Origin of the sequence: Cryobacterium sp. MP_3.1 (genome assembly GCF_035984795.1) — a bacterium.
Classification (GTDB): Bacteria; Actinomycetota; Actinomycetes; order Actinomycetales; family Microbacteriaceae; genus Cryobacterium; species Cryobacterium zongtaii.
On sequence record NZ_JAXCHV010000026.1, the window covers coordinates 26,148 to 47,924 of the forward strand.

The following is a 21,777-nucleotide window of genomic DNA, read 5'->3' on the forward strand; positions in this document are numbered from 1 at the left end:
GCCGGGGCAACTCGTCCGCACGGGGGCAACTCGCGGAACCGCACGGTCGGGTCAGTGTGTGGCCTTCTCGACGGCGAGCTACTGAGTTGTAGGGTTGCTGAATGGAACTGCGCCAGCTTGAACACTTCGTGACGGTCGCCGACGAACGTCACTTCACCCGGGCAGCCGAGCTGCTGCACATCTCCCAGTCCGGGTTGTCCGCGTCGATCCGGGCCCTGGAGATCGAGCTGGGCACCTCGCTGTTCATCCGCAGCACTCGCCGGGTCGAGCTCACGGCCGCCGGCCAGGCGTTGCTGGCGGATGCGCTTCGCACCCTGGCCAGCGCGGCCGCGGCCCAGAACGCCGTCGCCGCGGTACGCGGCCTCATGCGCGGACGCCTCACCGTGGGCGCCGAACCGTGCCTGGGCTCCGTGGACCTGCCCGCAGAGCTCGCCCGTTTCCGCACCGCGAACCAGGGGGTGGAGGTGCGGCTGCGCCAGCTGGGTTCCGTGGAGCTGATCGAGGGGGTGGCCAGCGGCACCACCGATGTGGCGCTGGTCGTGGTGACCGGGGACACCCCGCCCGGAGTGCGGCTGCACCGGTTGAGCAGCCAGAAGATGGTGGTGCTCTGCCACCCGGACCACCCCGTCGCGGGCCTGGCCGAGGCCGACCTGGAGACCCTGCGCACCGAACCGCTGATCGGATTCCAGGCCGGCTGGGGCGCGCACATGCTCGCCCGGCGGGCGTTCGCCGCCGCCGGCTTCGAGTACCGGGCGGCGATGGAGGTCAACGACGTGCATCCGCTGCTCGAACTGGTGGGCTACAACCTGGGCGTGGCCATCGTGCCCACCAGCTTCGCGCTGAAACGGCCCGACGACCTCGTGGCGGTGCCGCTGCCGGCGACCGTGCCCGAGTGGGCGGTGGCCGTGGCGGTCGCCGACGAGCCCAGCCCGGCCGCGTCGGCGTTCCTCGAGCAGCTGCTCGAAGACGTCGCCGCCGCGGCCGCCGCCCTCGAGCCCGTCGACGCGGTCGGCTCGGCCGCCTGACCGGACGGCTGACCGGCCCGCTGACCGGCCCGCTGACCGGCTAGAGGGCCAGCGGGATCCGGCCGGAGAAGACCGTCTTCACCGGCGGGGCAACGAGAACCTCACCCAGCCGACTGACACCCTCCGGGGTGGTGCGCCAGGCGGCGTAGGCGTCGTGGTCGGCGGCGGTGGCCCAGTGCTCGACAACGATCACGTGGGCGGGGTCGGCGTCGTCGACGATGACCTCGAGTCCCTCGTTGCCCGGCCAGGCGCGGGTCGCGGTGAGGACCTCGTTCAGCAGGGCCGGGACGGTCTCGAGTGCGGCCGGGTCGAGGCGCAGGTCGAGGTGCACGATGGCGGTCATGCCGTCACCGCGGCGTCGTTCAGAGCGGCCGACAGGGTGGCGAGTTCCTCGTCTGACAGGGTCAGGTCGGCTGCGCGCACCGAGTCACGGATGCTCTCGGGTCGGCTCGCACCGGGGATGGGAATCACCCCGGGCGACGCGGCCAGGTGCCAGGCCAGCGTGACGACCTGCGGGCTCACGCCGTGGGCATCCGCCACCCGCTGGAACGGCGCGAAGGCGGTGCCCAGGTCGGCGGCTGACTTGATGCCGCCCAGCGGGCTCCAGGACAGGAACGCGACGCCGAGCTCGGTGCAGAGGTCGAGCTCGGGCCGGCTGCTGAGGAACGCGGGCGAGTACTGGTTCTGCACGCTGGCGAGCCGGCCGCCGAGGATGTCGTAGGCCTCACGGATCTGCGCCGGGTTGGCGTTGGAGATACCGGCCAGGCGGATGGTGCCGGCGTCGAGCAGGTCCCGGATGGCGCCGATCGAGTCGGCGTACGGCACCGCGGGGTCGGGCCGGTGGTGGTGGTACAGGTCGATCGCGTCGCCGCCGAGGCGCTTGAGCGAGGCTTCGGCGGCCTGCGTGAGGTACTCGGGCCGGCCGTCGACGTACCAGGTGCCGTCGCCGGGCCGCAGGTGCCCGCCCTTGGTGGCCACGATGACCTGGGACGCGTCGCCGGCCCACGAGGCGATGGCCTTCGCGATGAGCGACTCGTTGTGGCCCACCTCGTCGGCGTGCAGGTGGTACGCATCCGCGGTGTCGAACAGGGTCACGCCTTCCTCGAGGGCGGCGTGGATGGTGGCGATGGAGCGGGCTTCGTCCGGTCGGCCCTCGATCGACATGGGCATGCCGCCCAGGCCGATGGAGCTGACGGTACGGTCGCCGATGAGTCGGGTCTTCATAGGGTGTCCAATCGAGTGCTGCGGATAATCAGGAAAGGGTGGAGTGCGCGGTGACGAGCTCGTCGAGGGTGGCGTTCAGCGCCGCATCCACCACCTGGTGATCGGGATGCGCGTCGTACCAGGCGATTGCCTCGCGGAAGCCGAGCGCGACCGGGGTGGTGCACACGAAATCGGGTACGAGTGCGGTGACCTTGCTGTTGTCGAAGATCACCGAGTGAGACCGGTCACCCAGCAACGGGCCGCTCCACTCGGGGTTGGCCGCCGCCATGGTGTCGCTCGCCACGTGCACGATCTGCGGCGCCGGGGCGCCCGCGGCGCGGGCGTACTCGGCGTAGATGGCGTCCCAGGGCAGGTACTCGTTCGAGGTGATGGTGAAGCTGTCGCCCACGGCCTGCGACCGGCCGAATAGGCCCACGAGCGCCTTGGCGAAGTCGGTGCTGTGGGTGAGGGTCCACAGTGACGTGCCGTCGCCGTGCACCACCACCGGCTGACCGGTGCGCATGCGGTGGATGTCGGTCCAGCCGCCGAGCAGCGCGATCTGGGTGCGGTCGTAGGTGTGCGACGGGCGGATGATGGTGACCGGGAAGCCCTGCTCCCGGTGCGCCGCCATGAGCACGTCTTCGCAGGCGGCCTTGTCGCGGGAGTACGACCAGAACGGGTTGTGCAGGGGAGTGGACTCCCGCACCGGCAGGGCGGCCGGCGGCTTCTGGTACGACGAGGCCGAGCTGATGAAGAGGTACTGCCCGCAGTGGCCGGCGAACTGGGCGATGTCGGCGCGCACGTGCTCAGGGGTGAACGCCACGAAGTCCACCACCACGTCGAAACGACGCTCTCCGAGCGCCGCCGCAACCGCGGCCGCGTCCCGCACGTCCACGGTGAGCACCTCGGCCGCGTCGGGAACGCTGCGCAGGGCGGACTGGCCGCGATTGAGCACGGTCAGCCGGTGGCCACGGGCCACGGCCAACTCGGCCGCGGCCGTGCTGATGACCCCGGTACCGCCGATGAAGAGAACACTCAGTCCGGCGCTCACCAGGCGTAGTCTTCCGGCGCGGTGCGGTAACCGGGAAAGATCTCATCGAGGCGCTGGAGCGCGGCCTGGTCGAGCTTCAGGTCCACGGCGCGCAGGCCGGCCTCGAGCTGCTCCATTGTGCGCGGACCGATGATCGGTGCGGTCACAGCGCTCTGGTGCATCAGCCAGGCCAGGCCCAGGTCGCCGGGCTCGGTGCCGAGTTCGGCGGCGAAGTCCTCGTAGGCGCCGATGGCCGCGCGGTTCTTCTCGAGCTTCTCGGCGTTGGCCCCGGAGACCCGGCGGCTGCCGTCGCGCTCCTTGCGCAGCACACCGCCGAGCAGGCCGCCGTCCAGCGGCGACCAGGGCAGGATTCCCATCCCGTTGGCCTGGGCGGCGGGGATGACCTCGCGTTCGATGTCGCGCTTGAGCAGGTTGTACAGCGACTGCTCGCTCACCAGCCCGCTGAAGTTGCGCTTGCGGGCCTCGGCCTGCGCGGTGGCGATGTGCCAACCGGCGAAGTTGCTGCTGCCGGCGTAGAGGACCTTGCCCTGCGCGACGGCGGTTTCCATGGCCTGCCAGATCTCATCCCACGGGGTGTCCCGGTCCACGTGGTGAAACTGGAACAGGTCGATGTGGTCGGTCTGCAGGCGCTTCAGGCTCTCATCGAGGGAGCGGCGGATGTTGAGCGCCGACAGCTTGCCGTCATTGGGCCGGTCGGACATGGTGCCGTAGACCTTGGTGGCCAGGACGGTGTCCTCGCGGCGCTCGCCGCCCTGCGCGAACCAGCGGCCCAGGATGCTCTCGGTGGCGCCCCGGCCCTGCTTGGAGCCGTAGACGTTGGCGGTGTCGAAGAAGTTGATGCCCGCCGCCCTGGCAGCGTCCATGATGCCGAACGAGGTGGGCTCGTCGGTCTCGGGCCCGAAGTTCATGGTGCCGAGGCACAGACGCGAAACGGACAGGCCGGAACGACCGAGGTGTGTGTATTCCATACCCTCAGGCTGCTCCGCTCGGAGCCCACTGTCCAACAGGAGAACCGGATGCGATCCAGCAGTCCGTCTTCTCAATCCCGGTGAGACCGGTGCTCAGTCGGTGTCGAGGGCCCCGGGGAGGCCGGAATCACTCGGCTGCCGGCTGGCCGTGACGGCGAGCAGGTCGAGCGAGAGCCGCGGGTCCAGGCGCAGGGGCAGGTCGACGACGGCCCGGATTTCCCAGCGCACGTGCAGGTTGCCGATGGACAACGATGGTGCCGGCAGGCCCGCGGGTGTTTCGACCGTGAACGGCAGATCCACCACCGTGCCGGGGGTGAGCATCCCGGCGGGGCCCACCACGACGGCGGCCGTCACGGCTTCGGCGTGCCGGTAGCCCTCGGACTCGCTGGCGTCGGGGTCGGCGACCTGGCCGGGCCCGCCCCAGACCTCCTCGCAGCGCACCAGCTGCACGCGCACGCCCCGGGTCGAGATCTCGTCGCGGGGACGCACCCGCAGGATGCCCGTGAGCGGGGTGCCGGGTTCCAGCACCCGGGAGGACAATGCGATGAACTCCAGCGCGACCTGTCCGAGGTGTTCGCCGACCGGCGGATGGCCGATGTCGGTGGCGCTGGTCTGGCCCCAGGACTGCACGTCGATCAGTCGTTCCCGCTTGATGATCTGACCGCCGGCGGCATGCAGGACGCAGCGCACCGACCAGCCCACGTCGATCAGGTCTCCGCGCACCGAGGCCGGTCCGTCGGTGGGAATGCTCAGGCTGCCCGACAACACCCGGGTCTGGCCGGCCGGGATGGCACCCGGCGCCGGCACCGTGACCGTGGTCAGCAGCTCGGTGGTGCGTTCGCGGGCGGGGAACACGCCGCCGTAGATGTTGCCGCGGCCGTAGGTGTAGTTGACCTTGCGGATCAGCGTCAGCTCGGCGTGCTCGATCAACGCCGGCCGGAGCGCGGTGATGCGTATGGTGACCCCCAGCGAATTACCCTCGATCACCACTCCATCCGTTGGAGTGAGTTCTACCGAGACTTGCACTGCCGTATCGGTTGTTGTGACCGCCATGTCGCACCAAACTTCCTGTTACCCGTTGCCAGAGACCCACTCAATGGGGACAACGTAGGCACAGTAAAGCCAGGGTCGCTGCAGCGTTCAAGGGGATTGACTTGCCCCACGCTGTCTGCATCGGCGCGGTGGATGGGGCGGGTCAGCGCGCGAACAGCTCCGCCACCGTGGGCGGGTTGGCGCCCGCACGCGACACCGTGATCGCCGCGCTCGCCAGGGCGGTCTGGCCCAGGCGACCGAGGTCGGCGGCGCCGAGGGTGTTCTGCAGGATGGCCTCGGTGGCATCGTTCACGAGGATCGCGTAGAGCAGCCCCGACATGAACGAGTCACCGGCGCCGATGGTGTCGACCACCGTCACCGGATGCGCGGCCAGCTCGGCCGTGGCCCCGCCGGAGCGCAGCAGGGCGCCGTCGCCGCCGCGGGTGATGGCGAACAGGGCCACCCCGGCCGCCACGTATTCCCGGGCGATCTGGTCCAGGCTCCGCCCCGGATAGAGCCACGCGGCATCCTCGTCGCTCATCTTCACCACGTGCGCGGCCCGGGAGAGCTCTTCGACGGCCCGCACCACGTCGTCACGGCTGCCCATGATTCCGGGCCGCACATTGGGGTCGTAGCTGAGCAGGGTGCCGGCCGGGGCGCCGGTGAACGCGGTCAGCACGGCCCGGCCGCCGGGCTGCAGGATCGCGGCGATCGAGCCCGTGTGGATCAGGGTGCACGGGGCGGGCAGCGCCACCGGCGGCAGCTCCCAGCGCAGGTCGAAGTCATAGCTGGCGGCGCCGGCCGCATCCAGGATGGCGGTGGCGCTCGAGGTGGCGCCGGTCGTGACCGACCCCGGCAGCAGGTCGACGCCGGCCGCGCGCAGGTGCCCCGCGATGATCTCGCCGAACGGGTCTGCCCCGATCTGGGTGACCAGGGTGGTCGGCACACCGAGCCGGCCGAGTCCGTACGCCACGTTCATCGGGCTGCCGCCCGCGTGGCTCACCGGCTCGGCGCCCGGGCGCCGCACGATGTCGATGAGGGCCTCGCCGATGACGAGGGCGCGGGTGGATGCGGCGATCGAACGGTCGGGAGCACGGTCAGGCGTCATCGTCTGGTCCAATCTGGTGGGGCCGGGGGTGCCGGCGCAGCCCCAGATTATCGTGTGCGGTCAGTGCTGTACGCGATAGCCCAGGTACACCACGCCGTTCCTGAACGCGTACTCGTCGGTCAGCTCGAGACCGAGGCGCAGGCCGTCGGGCACGGCCTTCAGGCCGCCGCCCAGTACGACGGGGGAGATGAACAGCTGCACCTCGTCGACCAGCCCGGCCGCGAAGGCCTGCGCCGCCAGGTGCGGACCGCCGATCGACAGGTTGGCGGTGGCCGAAGCCTTGAGCGCCCGCACCGCCTCCGGGTCGAAGCTGCGCTCGATGCGGGTGCGCCGGCTGAGTGGTTCGGCCAGGGTCCTGGAGTAGACGATCTTCTCTGCCGCCTGCCAGATCGCGGTGTAGTCGCGCATCACGGCGGGCTGGGCGTCGTCGTTCAGGTGCATGGTTTCCCAGGCCACCATCACCTCATACAACCGCCGGCCGTACAGGTAGGTGCCCACCGAACGTTCCAGGTCATTGACGAAGGTGTGCACCTCATCGCTCGGGGTACTCCAGTCGAAGTTGCCCTCGGTGTCGGCCACATAGCCGTCCAGGGAGGTGATGAAGGTGCAGATCAGCTTGGCCATGGTGTGCTCCTCGCGCGGTGAACGGTCCACGGCGAATGCTCACCGCGGTGTGGCGCATCCATTCTGCGCGCCGGACGCCGTCGGGGCCAGACCCGGCGACGCTCTGCGCGATAACCTCAATCGCGGTGCACCACCACCGTCTCAGTGAAAGGGCGCCCCATGAACACCGTCGAGGTCACGACAACGGCGGGGATCGTCCGCGGCGTCCGGCGCCCCGGGTCGACAGCGTTCCTCGGCATTCCCTACGCCGCCCCGCCGGTCGGGGAGCTGCGCTTCGCGGCCCCGGTCCCGCACCCGGCCTGGTCCGGCGTGCGGGATGCCGGCAGCCCCGGCGCCACCCCGCAACGCATCGACGGTGGCGACAGCACTCTGGTGCCCGAGCCCAGCTTCCCGGGCGAGTCGACGCTGAACCTGAGCGTGTTCACCCCCGCCCCAGCCCCGGCGCCCGCCGGCGCCGGCCTGCCCGTGCTGGTCTACATCCACGGCGGCGGCTACACCTCCGGGTCGGCGGCGAGCCCGTGGTACGACGGCGCGAGCTTCAACCGGCACGGTGTGGTCACCGTGAACGTGTCGTACCGGCTCGGCTTCGACGGCTTCGGGTGGATCGAGGATGCGCCGCTGAACCGCGGCGTGCTCGACTGGCTGCTGGCGCTGGCGTGGGTACGCGACAACATCCAGGTCTTCGGCGGCGACCCGGCCCGGGTCACGATCGCCGGGCAATCCGCGGGCGGCGGCGCCGTGCTCACCCTGCTGACGATGCCGCGGGCACAACCGCTGTTCGCACGGGCCATCGTCATCTCCGGGGTGGCCACCTATCTCGCGCCCGACCAGGCGGAGCGCACCGGTCGGCGCCTGGCCGCCCTGGCCGGCGTCGCGCCCACCCGGGCGGGACTCGGGTCGCTCACCGAAAACCAGATCCTCGCCGAGCAGCCGCGGGCGACGGCCTTCGCCGCCGGCACCCCCGCCGGGCCGCTCGGCGAGATCGCGAACGCCCTCGTCGCCGGTCTCCCGTTCGGGCCGGTCGTCGACGGCGACCTGGTCCCGTTGGCCACGGTCGACGCCGTGCGGGCGGGCATCGGCGCCGCCAAGCCGCTCATGCTGGGCAGCACCGACCACGAGTTCAACTTCGCCATAGCCGACCTCACCGACGAGCTGGCCGGTGACGATGCCGCGGAAGTGCTCGGCCGTCTCGGCGTCGCCGCGCCGTCGGCGCGGGCGTACGCCGCGGCACACGACAGGCTCGGTACCGCCGAACTGCTGGGCCAGTTCGCCTCCGACCGCGCCATCCGCGGCGTCATGCTGCGGGTCGCCGAAGCGCGGGCGGAGGCCGCCACAGCGGATGCGGCACCCACCTGGCTCTGGGCGTTCGCGTGGCGCTCACCCACCTTCGGCGGGGCGCTACACTGCCTCGATCTGCCGTTCTTCTTCGACGCGCTGGACGCCCCGCGGGTGGCGGCGCTGGCCGGCACCGCCCCGTCCCAGCGGCTGGCCGACGAGGTGCACGGGGCCGCAGCGTCCTTCATCAGCGACGGCGACCCCGGCTGGCCCGAATGGACGACCCCGCGCGTGTGGACGACGCTGCCCGGCGACCTGGACGCACAACCGGTGCGCCGCTTCGACGCCGTCCCCGTCGACATCAACGCCGACGCCCCTGGCGCTGGCGCCGGCGCCGGCATCACGACGGTCGCCGCCACGTATGCCGACGCCCGCCTGGCCTTCGGTTCCTAGCCGGCCACCTCAACCACAACTGTTCCCCATTCGGACAATTGCGCCCGGCGTACCGGGTGCAATTGTCCGCACGGGGAACAGTTGATGCTCGCGCACGGAAAATCCGAGCCCGGGCTTTCAGGGCTCGCCAGGTGGGTTTAGTCTGGCTCGGTCACGGCCAGGCACGTCAGGGTGGGCCGCGTGTCCGACCTTGTTGATGGGCCCGCCAGAGTTGGGATGACACCATGGCCACCGCTGCGCACACCCTGCAGGTCAAGTCGCACAGCACGCCCGACGAGCGTCGCGCGCCGGAGAAGACGCTGCTGGAACTGAACCACCTGGCCGAGTTCTCGGTCGGCCGCATGACGATGCAGCCGGGCTGGACGTGGGCCGACAACATCAAGCCGACGGTCAACACCGATTCCTGCCGGCTCCTGCACGTGGGCTACTGCCTGTCGGGCACCCTGGAGGTCATGCTCGACGACGGCGCCACGGCCACCATCACCGTCGGCGATTCCTACCTGATTCCGTCCGGGCACAACGCCTGGGTGGTCGGCGACGAACCGTATGTGGCCATCGAGATGCACAGTGCGGCGTCCTACGGGGTGCCGACCTCCGAGAACGGTTAGGCGGCGGGCTTCAGCTCCGCCAGGCCGGACTCGATAGCCGCGATGACCTCGGGGGAGTCGGGGAGGGTGGTCGGGCGGAACCGCTGGACCGCACCGGAGGGCGAAATAACGAACTTCTCGAAGTTCCACTTGACCTTGCCGGCCTTGCCCGCGCCATCCGGGGTTTGGGTGAGCTCGGCGTAGAGCGGATGCTGGGAGCCACCGTTCACCTTCGTCTTCTCCATCAGCGGGAAGGTGACGCCGTAGGTGGTGGAGCAGAATTCGGCGATCTTCTCGCTCGAGCCGGTCTCGCCGAGGGCGAACTGGTTGCAGGGGAAGCCGAGCACTGTGAAGCCCTGGTCGGCGTACGTGCGCTGCAGCTGTTCGAGGGTCTCGTACTGCGGTGTCAGGCCGCAGCGGGAGGCGACGTTGACCACGAGCACAACCTTGTCGGCGTACTCGGCCAGCGAGGTTGTGGAGCCGTCGGCGGCGGTGAGGGGGATCTCGCGAATGTCCATGCCCACAGAGTACTTCGAAATTAAAGCAGATCGTCGGGCCCTCATCCAACTCCCAGCCTGACTGCGCTGTGCGGTTGTCAGTGCCGCAGGAACGCCGCCCGGGCCACCAGGTACAGTCCGAACGCGATCAGGCCCGCAGCGACGACGTTGAGCAGGATCGGGCCCGATTGCAGGGTGAGCAGGTAGCGCAGCCCGGCGTCCAGACCGCCCACCCAGCGCACATCGGCGAACACGGCGGCGGCGAGCAGCAGCCCGCCGGTGACCAGGAACGCGACCCCCTTGGCGACGTGGCCGAACACTCCCAGGCCGAGCACGATGAGCTTGGTGGGCCCCCAGAGGTAGCGCAACTCCTCACGGAAGTTGCGTCGCAGACCACGCCAGACGAGGCCGCCACCGATGATGGCCACGGTGCTGCCCACGACCAGCAGCAGGAACAGACCCACCGGGCTCTCCACGATGGCGTCGTCGGCGCGGCGCACCGTCTCCGCGCCGCCGGCCCTGGCACCGAGCGCGACCGCGAACGTGACGGTGCCCAGCAGTGCGAAGCCGAGGGCCTTGCCGACGTTGAGGCAGCGGCGGAACACGAGGACCCGTCGATTGGGCGCCACGCTGAACGCGGAGTTGGTGCCCTGCCAGAGCGCCAGGCCCCACAGCGACACCGTCGACAGCCAGAGCACGGCAATGCCACCGGGGCCGTTGGCGATGGCGCTCAGGGCGCCGAGCTGGTCGGCCTCGCCGGGCTGGCCGTTCGCGATGCGCAGGCCGATTCCTCCGATCAGGGCGTGCACCAGGCCGTTGGCGAGCAGCCCGAGCCGGGCGGAGGCCCGCACCGACCGGCTGCGGTGGGCGCGCCGAGCGGCCTGCTTGAGCCGCTCGCGGGCCTCGACGGCCTGGTCGACGGCGTGATCGACCGCGTGATCGACAGCCGGGTCGGCCGCCCGGCCGGCGGGAATATCGGTCACGACCGGCGCTACTCGAGCAGTTCGCGGATGTCGGAGGCGGTGAGTCCCTGGCCGGTTCCCTGGGCGCCGCCATCGGTCATGACGCTGTCGAAGAGTTTGGCCTTGACGGCCTTGAGCGCCATCACCTTCTCCTCGATGGTGTCGGTGGCCACCAGGCGGTAGACCATTACGTTCTTGGTCTGGCCGATGCGGTGTGCCCGGTCAACGGCCTGCGCCTCGGCGGCGGGGTTCCACCAGGGGTCGAGCAGGATGCAGTAGTCGGCCTCGGTGAGGTTGAGGCCGAAGCCACCGGCCTTGAGGCTGATCAGGAACACCGAGGTGTCGCCGTTCTTGAACCCGTCGATCGCCGCGGCCCGGTTGCGGGTACGCCCGTCCAGGTAGGAGTAGGTCACGCCGGCGGCGTCGAGGCGGGTGCGCACCTTGGCGAGATAGCCGGTGAACTGGCTGAAGATCAGGGTGCGGTGCCCCTCGGCGACGACGTCTTCGAGCAGCTCCATGAGCACATCCAGCTTGCTCGAGGGAATATCGGCGTACTTGTCGTCGTACAGGCTCGCATCCAGGCTGAGCTGACGCAGCATGGTGATCGACCGGAAGATCTCGAACCGGTTCTGGTTGAGGTCGCCGAGCAGTCCGAGCACCTTCTGCCGTTCGCGCTGCAGGTGCATCTGATACACCCGGCGGTGGCGCGGGTGCAGCTCGAGTTCGAGCACCTGCTCCTGCTTGGCGGGCAGGTCGCTGGCCACCTGGTCCTTGGTGCGGCGCAGCATGAACGGGCGGATGCGCCGGCGCAGCTGGTCGAGCCTGTCACCGTCGGCCTGCGTCTCGATGGGCCGCTGGTAGTAGTCGGAGAAGCGGGCGGCGCTGGGGAACAGGCCCGGGGCGGTGATCGAGAGCAGCGACCACAGTTCCATCAGGTTGTTCTCCAGCGGCGTACCGGTGATGGCGAGCTTGAACGGGGCCTGCAGTCGCTTGGCACACTGGTGCGCCCTGGACTTGTGGTTCTTCACGAACTGGGCCTCGTCGAGCAGCAGACCCGCCCAGCTGACGGCGTCGTACTCGTCGAAATCGAGCCTGAACAGGGTGTACGAGGTGATCACGACATCCGCCGTGGTCACGGCCTCGGCCAGAGACGCACCCCGCTTGGCGGTGGTCTCGGTGATCGCGGCGACCGAGAGGCCGGGGGCGAACCTGGCGCACTCGGTGGCCCAGTTGTGCACCACGCTGGTGGGCGCGACGACCAGGAACGGGCGGCGTTCGCTCTGCCGTTCGCGGGCGTCGACGATGAGAGCGATGGCCTGCAGGGTCTTGCCCAGGCCCATGTCGTCGGCGAGGACACCGCCGAGGCCGGTGTCGTAGAGGAAACCGAGCCAGTCGAACCCGGTCTGCTGGTAGGGCCGGAGCGATGCCTGCACGGCGGTGGGCAGCTCCCGGTGCGCGATCGTGGCGCCGTCGGCGAGGCCGGCGAGGGTGTCACGCCAGGCTGCGGCCTCGGCTTCGGCGCTGCCGAGGTCCTGCAGCTCCTCCCAGAGGTCGGACTGGGCCCGGTTGATGCGCAGCGAGTCGTTCGGGGAGTCCTGCAGACCGCGGGCCTCTTCGATGAGGTGGCGCAGCTGTTGCAGTTCGGGCCGGTCCAGGCTGAAGTAGGTGCCGTCCGGCAGGATCATCAGTTCCTGGCCGGTGGCCAGGGCCCTGAAGACCTCGTCGAAGGGCACGTCCTCCCCGTCGACGGTGACCCGCACCGAGAGGTCGAACCAGTCCCGGCTCTCGGCCCGCGCCGAGGTGGCGAAGGTGAGGGTGGGCGGCTCGGCGGCCTCGCGGTACTCCGGGGCGTCGCCGACGAACTGCACTAGCAGGTCGTCCGTGGCCTCGAGCACCGGCAGCACGGCCTCGAGGAACTCGATCATGCGGGCGCCGTCGAGGGTGGCGTCGGCGCGCAGGATGCCCGGGGAATCGGCAGCGCCGGCGGAACCGGTCAGCTCCGCGGCGAACAAGGCCGGCTGGTGGGCGGGGAATCCCGCGAATATGCCGCTGACGGTATGCAGGATGCGGGCTTCGTCGGCCGTGTCCCGGTAGCCGGCCGGGGCGTCGTCGGTGGCCGGGCCGTGCAGGGGCGCGATGGCCGGGGTGCCCGAGGCGCCGGCACCGCCGGTGTACTGCCACTCCCAGTGCAAACCGATGCGGGCATCCGCGTGGGCGATGATCGACAGGGCCAGCACCGGGCGGGCGGTGTCGGGCAGGTCGAACGACTCGTCGGTGCTGATCAGCGACAGCTGGCCGCGCAGGAACGGGTAGAAGTCGGCGAGGAAGACGTTCTCCTCGTCGGGCGGAATCGTGATGGGGGTGTGCGCCGAGGCGAGAACCCGCAGGTCGCGGCCGAGCTGGCGCGCCAGGGGGGCGATGGTGAGGCGCACGTCGGTGCTGGTGGTCGTCCAGGTGAACAGGCCGTGCGCCGGGTCGCCGATGTAGCCCAGGGCGCTGCGGTCGAGCAGCCGGCCGCCGAGGGAGACGGTGGGGGAGAGCGTGAGGCCGCCGTGGTCGCGGCGGATGTCGAGCGAGAGTTCGGCGGGTTCGTCCGAGACCGTCACCGGCTCCTGTCCGGGTGTGGTGCCGATGAAGGGGATGCTGGCCTCGCGGGCCTCGCCGAGCAGTCCCCAGAGGGCGCGGTTCGCGAACCCGTCCAGGTGCAGCCACGGGTCGGTGGTCACGTGGTAACGCTGGCCCGAGGAGTAGAGCTCGAAAATGGCGGAGAGCACCCGCAGCTGGGCGCGGTTGAGCATGCCGCGGGAGTAAGAGAGGTTGTCCCAGGTGAGGTTGCCGCGGATCCACTTGCCCTTCTTGCCGCGCACCATCGGGCGTACGCCCAGCCGGGCGAGCGACACGCTCGGGGCGGGCAGGCGGGCGGCGCGCGGCGGCGGCAGCAACTCGAACTGCAGGGCGAGGGCGGTGCCCGTCGGTGGCTCGGCCTCCGGCGCTCGGGTGAGCGGCGCCAGGGCGCTCTGCCAGGTGGCGGGGGCACTGGTGTGGGGTCGCTGGGAATCTGCCGAGCGTGCGCGGGCGAGGTCGGCGGCCGTGGACCGGCTGGCCAGCAGCAGCGCGACGACGTGCTTGCAGTTCAGGCCCATCGGGCAGCTGCAGGTGCCGGATGCGCGCACCACGGTGCCGTTGGAATCCTGCTGAAACGTCACGGTGACGTCGTAGGGTCGGGCCTGGGTGCCGCCGACGGTGCCGAGCAGGCGGCTGCCGCCCAGCTGCCAGACCTGGTCTTCGACCCGGCCCTCCTTGGCGTAACGCACCCCACGCGAATATGCCTGTGGCCCGACGAGGCGCGCGATCTGCAGATCGCTGAGGTTGTGGGCCATAAGGTGCGGTGTCCGTGACGGTTGGGTGAAGGGGTCTCTTATTGTCCCACGCCGCACCGGCCTCGCCGAGCCGTTCGAGTCCCTGGCGGCTATTCTGAGCGGATGCCTGACTTTCCTTTCGAGCGCCTGCGCCGCTGGCCCGATGTCGAGGCGACCAATCTTTTTGCCGTCGACGCGAGCGACCGGTTGATCCTGGACGAGGCCGCGGCGGGACTGGCCACGGCCGGCGTCGGCGAGGTCGTGGTGCTCGAGGACCACTACGGTGCCCTGACGCTCGCGGCGGCGGCGCAGCTGACCGCGCGGCTGGGAGTGCAGCCTGAGGTGCGCGTCTACCAGGACGCGCTCTCCGGCGAACACGCCCTCGATCACAATGCGGCCGATCTGGCGGGCAGCGTGCCCGACCTGGCCGGTCTCACCGGGGCGTACCGGCATGTGCCGCTGGGCGCCGAGCTGTTCACCGGGGCCCGCCTGGTGCTGCTGCAGCTGCCGCGCAGCCTGGCCGCCCTCGACGAGCTGGCCGGCACCATCGCCCGCTTCGCCGCCCCCGACGTGACCGTGGTCGCCGGTGGCCGCATCAAGCACATGACCGTGGCCATGAACGAGGTGCTGCGTCGGCACTTCGGCGAGCTGAACGTCACTCCGGCGCGGCAGAAGTCGCGTGTCCTGATCATCACGCAGCCGACGGTCTCGGACCGCACTGACCAGGCCGGCCCGGCGTGGCCGCGTACGGTCGAGCATCCCGACCTGGGTCTCACCGTCTGCGCTCACGGCGCCGCCTTCGCCGGCACCACCATCGACATCGGCACCCGCTACCTGCTCGAATTCCTCGACCGGATGAAGCCGGATGCCATCACCGCCATCGACCTGGGCTGCGGTACCGGGGTGCTCGCGGCCGCCCTCGCCCAGCGTCGGCCCGGCCTGCAGCTGGTGGCGAGCGACCAGTCCGCCGCGGCCGTCGCCTCCGCCCTGGCCACCATGACCGCCAACGGCGTAATGGAGCGGGTGCGGGTCCTCCGCGACGACGCGCTGAGCGCGCAACCCGACGCATCCGCCGAGCTGATCCTGCTGAACCCGCCGTTCCACATCGGGTCGTCGGTGCACGCCGGCATCGCCCTGAAGCTCTTCGAGGATGCGGCCAGAGTCCTCCGCCCCGGGGGCGAACTGTGGACAGTGTGGAACACCCACCTCGGCTATCGCCCCGCCCTCACCCGCATCGTGGGCCCGACCCATCAGGTCGGCCGCAACACCAAGTTCACCGTGACGGTGTCCACCCGTCGCTGACGGGTCAGGCAGCCGCACCTGTTGCCCATGCGGACATGTGCGCCCGGTGTGCCGGGACCATGTGTCCGCAGCGGGAACAGTCAGCCGGCGAGGGCCACGGCGTCGGCCTCGAGCGGCTCGTTGTTGATGACGGAAGCGGTCCAGCCGGCCTCGGGGCTGAACTGCACAACCGACATGGCGGCGTTCAGGATCGGCGGGATGTCCCGCTCGAGGGCGGCCATCAGGCTGAGGCGAATCAGGGTGCCGTGGCAGACGACGATGATGCGGGCGCCCGGGTAGTCCTCGGCGAGCTGGCGCAGCGCACCCAGGCCGCGGTTGGACACGCTGAGCGCCGCCTCGGCACCACGGAAGCTGCCGGAGTCGCCGTCGACCCGCAGGGCGTCGAGTGCGGGTCCGGCGGAGAGTCCCTCGGCCGGTCCGTAGTTGCGCTCGACGAGGCCGGGCAGGTGGCGGGTCACCTCGAGGCCGAGGTCCGCGGCGATGATGTCGGCCGTCTCGGCCGCACGGGACAGCGGCGATGCCACGACGAAGTCCCATTCGTACTGCGCGAGCGGCGCGACGGCCTCCGTGGCCTGGCCCCGGCCCACGTCGTTCAGGGGAACATCGGTGGCCCCCTGGATGCGCCCGATGGCGTTCCAATCGGTCTGGCCGTGGCGGACGAGGGCGAAGGTCGTTGTAGCAGTCACCTCCCTATTCTGCCTCGTGTGGCCGGGTCGCCCCGCAAAGTGGAGGCGTCAGCGGGTGGCCAGGCCACCCGCTCCGGCGTGCTGACACCAGACACGGATGCCGGCGAGCTCGCAAAGGCCGTGCGCCACAGGGCCAGCACCGACCAGCCGAGCAGCACCACGAGCAGAGCGTTGCGCACGGTGAGCAGCAGGATCGCACCGGCATCCCCGTGCACCAGGGGCAGGTAGAAGATCGGGAAGATCAGGGTGGTCAACCCGCCGATCACGATCGAGAGATAGGCCGGCACCCGCCAGAGCACCCAGTCGTGGGCCACCCCGACGGCCACAACCGGGGCGATCCACAGCATGTATTGCGGCGAACCCACCTTGTTGAGCACCACGAACGTGGTCACCAGGGCCAATGCGCCCAGCAGCACCAGTTGGGCGTTGTCGCGGCTGCGACGCAGGGCCAGCAGGAGCAGCACGAAGATGCCCGCGATGACCAGGAACATCAGCGGGGTCATCGCGGCCGCCACGAAGCCGGCACCGGGGCCGCTCACTTCGCGGGTAGCGATGGCGTGGTTCTGGTAGATCGTGGTGCCGTGCTGGCCCATCGCGGCCAGCCACACCCACGGGGTCGTCACCGGCGCCTCGAGCTGCAGGGCCCGGTCGGATTGCATGGTGACGAAGCCGGTCAGAAACCGCAGGCCCCCGGCCGCCCAGACGGTGCCGGCGATACCGGCCGTGATCAGAGCGCCGGTGACGAGTACGCTCACCCGGCGCCGGCTCGCCGCCACGACGGCCAGCAGCACCGCGGCCGGCCAGACCTTGATCCAGGTCGCCGCGGTGAGCAAGGCGGCGGCCAGCACGGGGCGGCGGGCCACCAGCACCAGGCCCATGATCACCAGTGGGGCGCTGAGCCCCTCGAGGCGCAGCAGTCCGACGGGGCTGAGCAGCAGGCTGAAGGCCAGCCAGAACCAGGCCGCCCGGTAGCCGGCCCGATCGCGACCCCAGTCGGTGAGGATGCCGATGGCCGCGGCGTTGAGGGCCCCGGTCATCACGAACCAGAGCAGTTGGTACAGCAGTGGGCCGGCCGCATCCGCCAGCACGATCGGCACGATCGCGCCGATGGGATACACCCACTCGACGTCGATGCCCTGCCACACGCCGTTGGCCAGGGCCTGCTCGGCCCAGACCCGATAGAGCGGCAGGTCGCCCAGCACCCGGCCGGTGAGGATGGTGGGCAGCAGCGCGAACAGGAAGAGCAGGTGCAGCCCGAGGAAGCCGAGCAGCAGGGTGCGGGGGCTCCGCAGCCAGTCCCGCCTGGCCGGGGTGAGTAGCCTGGCCAGCCGGTGATCGACCAATTCCACAAAATACGACATCGCACACGTCACTTTCCACAGTCAGACCTGGTGAAGCCGATCACTGGGGAGTGTACGAATCGAAGGTGAAAGGGAAACAACCAGAAGCTGTCCGGGAGGGGCGGCCGCCTGAGAGTGCGTTCAGAGGTGCGTGGTTCCGCTCTTACTGGGCATCCCGAACGAACAGCGATGAACGGATGGTTGCCTCTCGGTTGCCGAGCGGAGGCCTGAACGACGCCGGCCGGTGTCTGCTCGAGGAACTTCCGGTGACCACATGAACAGGACTTGAACTCATCTCCTGGCGCTCCCTGTGAGTTCCCTCAGCGTCCTAATGTTGGCGTCGCCGCGGGCTCATACGCCCTGCGGCATGTTTCCACGACCTGACGCGCAGCGTCACCTGACCTAAGGGGCATTCACAGGGATGAATGGCGTTTTGACGCGCTTGGTGAACTCACCGAAACGGCGCAACACCGTGCTGGCGGGCGGCCTCATCGCCGCGCTGGCACTCACCACATTTGGAACCGGCATCGCATACGCCGCCGGCGGCCTGGCCCCGCCGGCGGTGAAGCCGGCCACCATCTACACCGCGACAGCCGTTCCCGACCGGGTGATCCTCACGCCGACGGTGACCCCGGCCACCAGCCAGAACGTGTCCTGGCGCACCTCGACGGATGTGACGGCTCCGCAGGTGCAGTTGGCCACCATGACCGACGGTCCCGTTGCCACGTGGACCACGATCTCGGCCGTGAGCACCACCGAGTTCGCCACCGACCTCGGCTACACGATCAAGTACCACACGGCCACCCTGACCGGTCTGGCCGAGGCCACCAGTTACCTGTACCGGGTCGGCGACGGCGACACCTGGAGCGAATGGTTCGAGTTCGCCACCGCGTCGTCGACGCCGGCGCCCTTCTCGTTCATCGTGCAGGGCGACGCCCAGAACGACGTCAAGTCCTACGCCTCCCGCACCTTCCGTGCCGCTTTCGAGGCCCGGCCGTACGCCAAGGCCGTTGTGCACCTGGGTGACCTCATCGACACCGACGTCGCCGACGCCGAGTGGGGTGAGTGGTTCTCCGCCGCCGGGTACGAAAACGCCTACCTCAACGTGATGGCCACCCCCGGCAACCACGAGTACTACCCCGGCCCGCTGCTGACCAAGTACTGGAAGGCGCAGTTCGAGTTCCCCGAGAACGGTCCGGCGCAGACCCCGGAGATCCAGGCCACCTTCAGCGAGAACACCTATTTCACCGACTACCAGGGTGTGCGCTTCATCTCGCTGAACGGGTCGCAGATCAACACCGCCGACCTGGCCGCCCAGACCGAGTGGCTCGACCAAGCGCTCGAACAGAACCCGGGCAAGTGGAGCGTCGTCTCGTTCCACCAGCCGGTGTTCTCGGTCACCTCCGGCCGAGACAACAAGATCATCCGCGAAGCCTGGCTACCGATCTTCGAGAAGCACAATGTGGACCTCGTGCTGCAGGGCCACGACCACGCCTACGGCCGCGGCAACCTGTTCGCCAACGAGCAGAACCTGCCCGCCGGTGCCAGCGCGGAAACCAGCCAGACCGGCCCGGTCTACATGGTCACCGTCGCCGGACCCAAGATGTACGTGCCCGACGACCTGGCCACGAACAACTGGATCACCAACGGCGCCAACCTGCGCAGCATGAACCGCGACACCCAGATGTACCAGACCGTCGATGTCACCAACGATGAGATCTATGTGGAGAGCCGCACGGTCACCGGTGAACTGTTCGACGCCTTTTCGATCAGCAAGACGGATGACGGCGTCAAGCTGGTCACCGATGTCGCCGAGGGCCGCGACTCCGGTCCGGGTTCGGCCCGGACCACGGTCAACGCCCCGGTGCGGCCCACCCCGGTGGTGCCCAGCGCGGTTCCCACCCCGGAGCCGACCACGCCGCCGACGCCGGAGCCGACCCCGGTTCCGACCGCCGAGCCGACCCCGGTTCCGACGACTGAGCCGACGGCCGAGCCGACCCCGGTTCCGACCACGGAGCCGACCCCGGTTCCGACGGCCGAGCCGACCCCGGTTCCGACCACGGAGCCGACCGCTGAGCCGACCCCGGTTCCGACGGCCGAGCCCACGACGGAGCCGACCACCCAGCCCACGACCCAGCCCACGACCGAGCCGACCGCCGCGCCCACAACCGCACCGACGACGGCACCCACCTCGGCCCCGCAACCCGAACCGAGCTACACCCCCGGCGACCTCGAGCTCTCCGCCACCGGCGTGGCAGCGGGTGGACAGATCACCCTGAAGGGCTCCGGATTCAAGCCCAACGAAGACCTCGAGGTGCAGCTGCACTCCGACCCGGTCACGCTCGGCTACCCCACCGCGGATGCCTCGGGCAACTTCAGCTTCACCGGACGCATCCCCGCCGGCATCCCGGCCGGCACGCACACCCTGGTGGTGCGCGGACTCGAGTCGGGGGTCACGGCCGAATCGAAGATCACCATCCTGCCGCTCGGTGCCCCCAGCACCGGCGTGAAGGACCTCGCCAACACCGGCGTCGTGTCGCTGGGCCTGTGGCTGGCCGCCGCCGGAATCGCCCTGCTGCTGGGCATCGCCGGCATGGTCCTCGGCCGTCGCTTCCGCCGCGCAGAGGGAACCTCCCCCGGCGGCCTCGCATGACCGGCCCCGGCGCATCCGCGTCACCGCAGCCACCGACCACTCGTTTCAGGAAAGGCCGTCATCCCATGGCGAATTCGTCCTCCCGGCGCACCCGGAGGTCTGGCCTGATCGCCACCCTCACGGTGGCGACCGTGGCGGGTGCCCTGCTCGCGCCCCTCGCCGGCGTCGTGGCGCCGGCATCCGCCGCCACGGTCACCCCGATCGTGCAGCACGGCCCGTCCCGCATCCCCGACCGGATCGTGCTCACGCCCGCCGCCGACCTGGCCACCTCGCAGGCGGTGACCTGGCGCACGAGCACCGGCGTCACGTCCGCGCAGGGCCAGATCCGGGTGGCCACGGCCGAGCCGTACCGCACCGACTACACGGTCGTCGCGGCCACGGACTCCGAGACCGTCACGACCGAGGAGGGCTGGGAGGAGTCCTTCCACACGGTGAACTTCACCGGGCTCACGCCCGCGACGCAGTATCAGTACCGCATCGGCGACGGCACGAACTTCAGCGAGTGGCAGCACTTCACCACCGCAGCAGCCACGGCGGAGGACTTCTCCTTCATTTACCTCGGCGATGTGCAGAACGGCATCAAGTCCGACGCGTCCCGCGTCATCCGCAACGCCTTCCGTGACCGCCCGGACGCCAGCATCGTGCTGCAGGCCGGCGACCTCATCGACGACGCCAACAACGACGCCCAGTGGGGCGAGGTGTTCGACGCGGCCGGCTACAACTTCGGCACCCAGAACTTCCTCGCGGCGGCGGGCAACCACGAGTACGACGGCGAAGAGCTCTCGCGCCAGTGGCAGGCCCAGTTCGAATACCCCGACAACGGACCGGCGGCCGAAGAGGTGGCGTCGCTCCTGGACGGCACCGTCTACTACAGCGACTACCAGGGTGTGCGGTTCATCTCGCTGAACAGCAACGTCACCGAGGCCTCCGCCCTGGCCGTGCAGACCGAGTGGTTGAAGCAGACCCTCGAGAACAACCCGAACAAGTGGACCGTGGTCTTCTTCCACCACCCGGTTTTCTCCCTCGACGAGGGCCGCAACAACCGGGCCATCCGCGAGGCCTGGGTGCCGTTGTTCGAGGCGAACAACGTGGACCTGGTGCTGCAGGGCCACGACCACAACTACGGGCGCGGCAACACCACGGCCGCCGAGGAAGGCAACCCGGCCGACTGGAATGCCGCGCAAAACTACGACGGCCCGGTCTACGCCGTGTCCGTGGTGGGCTCCAAGATGTACTCCGGCGCCGGCCCGCGCCTCTGGACCGAGAACGGCGCCCACCTCCGCAAGCTGGGCGGCGGCATCGAGCTGTACCAGCTGATCGACGTGTCCGGCGACGAGCTGCGCTACGAGTCCCGCACCGCCGACGGCGAGTACTACGACGGCCTCACCATCGTGAAGAACGACGCGGGCAAGGCCGTCACCGACGACACCGCACCGCAGGTCATCGACCCCGGCACCGGTCAGCCGTGCCTCGGCTGCAACCCGAACCCCGACCCCGGCACCGACCCTGAAGAACCCGAAGAGCCCGTCGGAGCAGTGGACTACACGGTCGTCGGTGGCCTGGACTCGGTGAACAAGACCAACGCCAAGCTTCCGGCCGGGTCGGCGTTCTCCCAGGAGAAGGACCGTCTGTACCTGGGAGACCAGAACAGT

18 protein-coding genes are annotated in these 21,777 nt (G+C 70.0%); 6 read left to right on the top strand and 12 right to left on the bottom strand.

Annotated features, from left to right (window positions below; genetic code table 11):
* Nucleotides 1–101 precede the first annotated feature (101 nt).
* The gene (locus tag RCH12_RS14465) at nucleotides 102–1,025 is read left to right on the top strand and encodes a LysR family transcriptional regulator (protein ID WP_327017313.1); all 924 of its coding nucleotides are present in this window, start codon (nucleotides 102–104) and stop codon (nucleotides 1,023–1,025) included.
* Between the two features lie 40 nt (nucleotides 1,026–1,065).
* Here RCH12_RS14465 and RCH12_RS14470 read toward each other — a convergent pair whose 3' ends face one another.
* The 7 genes from RCH12_RS14470 to RCH12_RS14500 form a co-directional block, all read right to left on the bottom strand.
* Entirely contained in the window at nucleotides 1,066–1,368 is a 303-nt protein-coding gene (locus RCH12_RS14470; protein ID WP_103430800.1) for a putative quinol monooxygenase, read from the bottom strand.
* Nucleotides 1,365–2,249 carry an aldo/keto reductase gene (locus RCH12_RS14475; protein WP_327017314.1) on the bottom strand — a complete coding sequence of 295 codons (885 nt, stop codon included), beginning with the start codon at nucleotides 2,247–2,249 and terminating at the stop codon, nucleotides 1,365–1,367. Before RCH12_RS14475 ends, RCH12_RS14470 begins: the two co-directional genes overlap by 4 nt.
* 28 nt (nucleotides 2,250–2,277) lie before the next feature.
* Complete coding sequence (locus tag RCH12_RS14480) at nucleotides 2,278–3,279, bottom strand: NAD-dependent epimerase/dehydratase family protein (protein WP_327017315.1); 1,002 nt, start codon at nucleotides 3,277–3,279, stop codon at nucleotides 2,278–2,280.
* Nucleotides 3,276–4,247, bottom strand: coding sequence for an aldo/keto reductase (locus RCH12_RS14485; protein WP_327017316.1), 972 nt, complete (start codon nucleotides 4,245–4,247; stop codon nucleotides 3,276–3,278). Before RCH12_RS14485 ends, RCH12_RS14480 begins: the two co-directional genes overlap by 4 nt.
* A 93-nt stretch (nucleotides 4,248–4,340) precedes the next feature.
* Nucleotides 4,341–5,234, bottom strand: a complete 894-nt coding sequence (locus RCH12_RS14490; RefSeq protein WP_327017317.1) for a hypothetical protein — start codon at nucleotides 5,232–5,234, stop codon at nucleotides 4,341–4,343.
* Between the two features lie 208 nt (nucleotides 5,235–5,442).
* Complete coding sequence (locus RCH12_RS14495; RefSeq protein ID WP_103430796.1) at nucleotides 5,443–6,387, bottom strand: carbohydrate kinase family protein; 945 nt, start codon at nucleotides 6,385–6,387, stop codon at nucleotides 5,443–5,445.
* Nucleotides 6,388–6,447: 60 nt separating this feature from the next.
* A complete protein-coding gene (locus tag RCH12_RS14500) occupies nucleotides 6,448–7,011 on the bottom strand; it encodes a dihydrofolate reductase family protein (RefSeq protein ID WP_103430931.1) in 564 nt (187 codons plus the stop codon).
* Between the two features lie 159 nt (nucleotides 7,012–7,170).
* Between RCH12_RS14500 and RCH12_RS14505 the strand changes: the two genes are divergently transcribed.
* Together RCH12_RS14505 and RCH12_RS14510 are read left to right on the top strand one after the other, a co-directional pair.
* Complete coding sequence (locus RCH12_RS14505; RefSeq protein ID WP_327017318.1) at nucleotides 7,171–8,739, top strand: carboxylesterase/lipase family protein; 1,569 nt, start codon at nucleotides 7,171–7,173, stop codon at nucleotides 8,737–8,739.
* Between the two features lie 224 nt (nucleotides 8,740–8,963).
* Entirely contained in the window at nucleotides 8,964–9,347 is a 384-nt protein-coding gene (locus tag RCH12_RS14510; protein ID WP_327017319.1) for a cupin domain-containing protein, read from the top strand.
* On the opposite strand, the gene RCH12_RS14515 is transcribed toward RCH12_RS14510, so the two are convergent.
* The 3 genes from RCH12_RS14515 to RCH12_RS14525 form a co-directional block, all read right to left on the bottom strand.
* Nucleotides 9,344–9,844 (bottom strand): glutathione peroxidase, encoded by a 501-nt coding sequence (locus tag RCH12_RS14515; protein WP_088457584.1) that lies wholly within the window; start codon nucleotides 9,842–9,844, stop codon nucleotides 9,344–9,346. The two genes, RCH12_RS14510 and RCH12_RS14515, sit on opposite strands and share 4 nt — an antisense overlap.
* A 77-nt stretch (nucleotides 9,845–9,921) precedes the next feature.
* Nucleotides 9,922–10,806: a DUF1206 domain-containing protein gene (locus RCH12_RS14520; RefSeq protein WP_327017320.1), complete on the bottom strand. Its 885-nt coding sequence runs from the start codon at nucleotides 10,804–10,806 to the stop codon at nucleotides 9,922–9,924.
* Between the two features lie 8 nt (nucleotides 10,807–10,814).
* The gene (locus RCH12_RS14525; RefSeq protein WP_327017321.1) at nucleotides 10,815–14,165 is read right to left on the bottom strand and encodes a DEAD/DEAH box helicase; all 3,351 of its coding nucleotides are present in this window, start codon (nucleotides 14,163–14,165) and stop codon (nucleotides 10,815–10,817) included.
* Between the two features lie 102 nt (nucleotides 14,166–14,267).
* Between RCH12_RS14525 and RCH12_RS14530 the strand changes: the two genes are divergently transcribed.
* Nucleotides 14,268–15,446: a class I SAM-dependent methyltransferase gene (locus RCH12_RS14530; RefSeq protein WP_327017322.1), complete on the top strand. Its 1,179-nt coding sequence runs from the start codon at nucleotides 14,268–14,270 to the stop codon at nucleotides 15,444–15,446.
* Nucleotides 15,447–15,526: 80 nt separating this feature from the next.
* Here the strand turns inward: RCH12_RS14530 and RCH12_RS14535 are convergent, their stop codons facing one another.
* Nucleotides 15,527–16,132 carry a histidine phosphatase family protein gene (locus RCH12_RS14535; protein ID WP_327017323.1) on the bottom strand — a complete coding sequence of 202 codons (606 nt, stop codon included), beginning with the start codon at nucleotides 16,130–16,132 and terminating at the stop codon, nucleotides 15,527–15,529.
* Nucleotides 16,129–17,493, bottom strand: a complete 1,365-nt coding sequence (locus tag RCH12_RS14540) for a glycosyltransferase 87 family protein (protein WP_327017324.1) — start codon at nucleotides 17,491–17,493, stop codon at nucleotides 16,129–16,131. The genes RCH12_RS14535 and RCH12_RS14540 overlap by 4 nt, the downstream gene beginning before the upstream one ends.
* Nucleotides 17,494–17,917: 424 nt before the next feature.
* Between RCH12_RS14540 and RCH12_RS14545 the strand changes: the two genes are divergently transcribed.
* Nucleotides 17,918–20,125, top strand: a complete 2,208-nt coding sequence (locus RCH12_RS14545) for a metallophosphoesterase family protein (RefSeq protein WP_327017325.1) — start codon at nucleotides 17,918–17,920, stop codon at nucleotides 20,123–20,125.
* A gap of 65 nt (nucleotides 20,126–20,190) precedes the next feature.
* A partial coding sequence (locus RCH12_RS14550; RefSeq protein ID WP_327017326.1) for a metallophosphoesterase family protein occupies nucleotides 20,191–21,777 on the top strand: 1,587 nt, incomplete at its 3' end.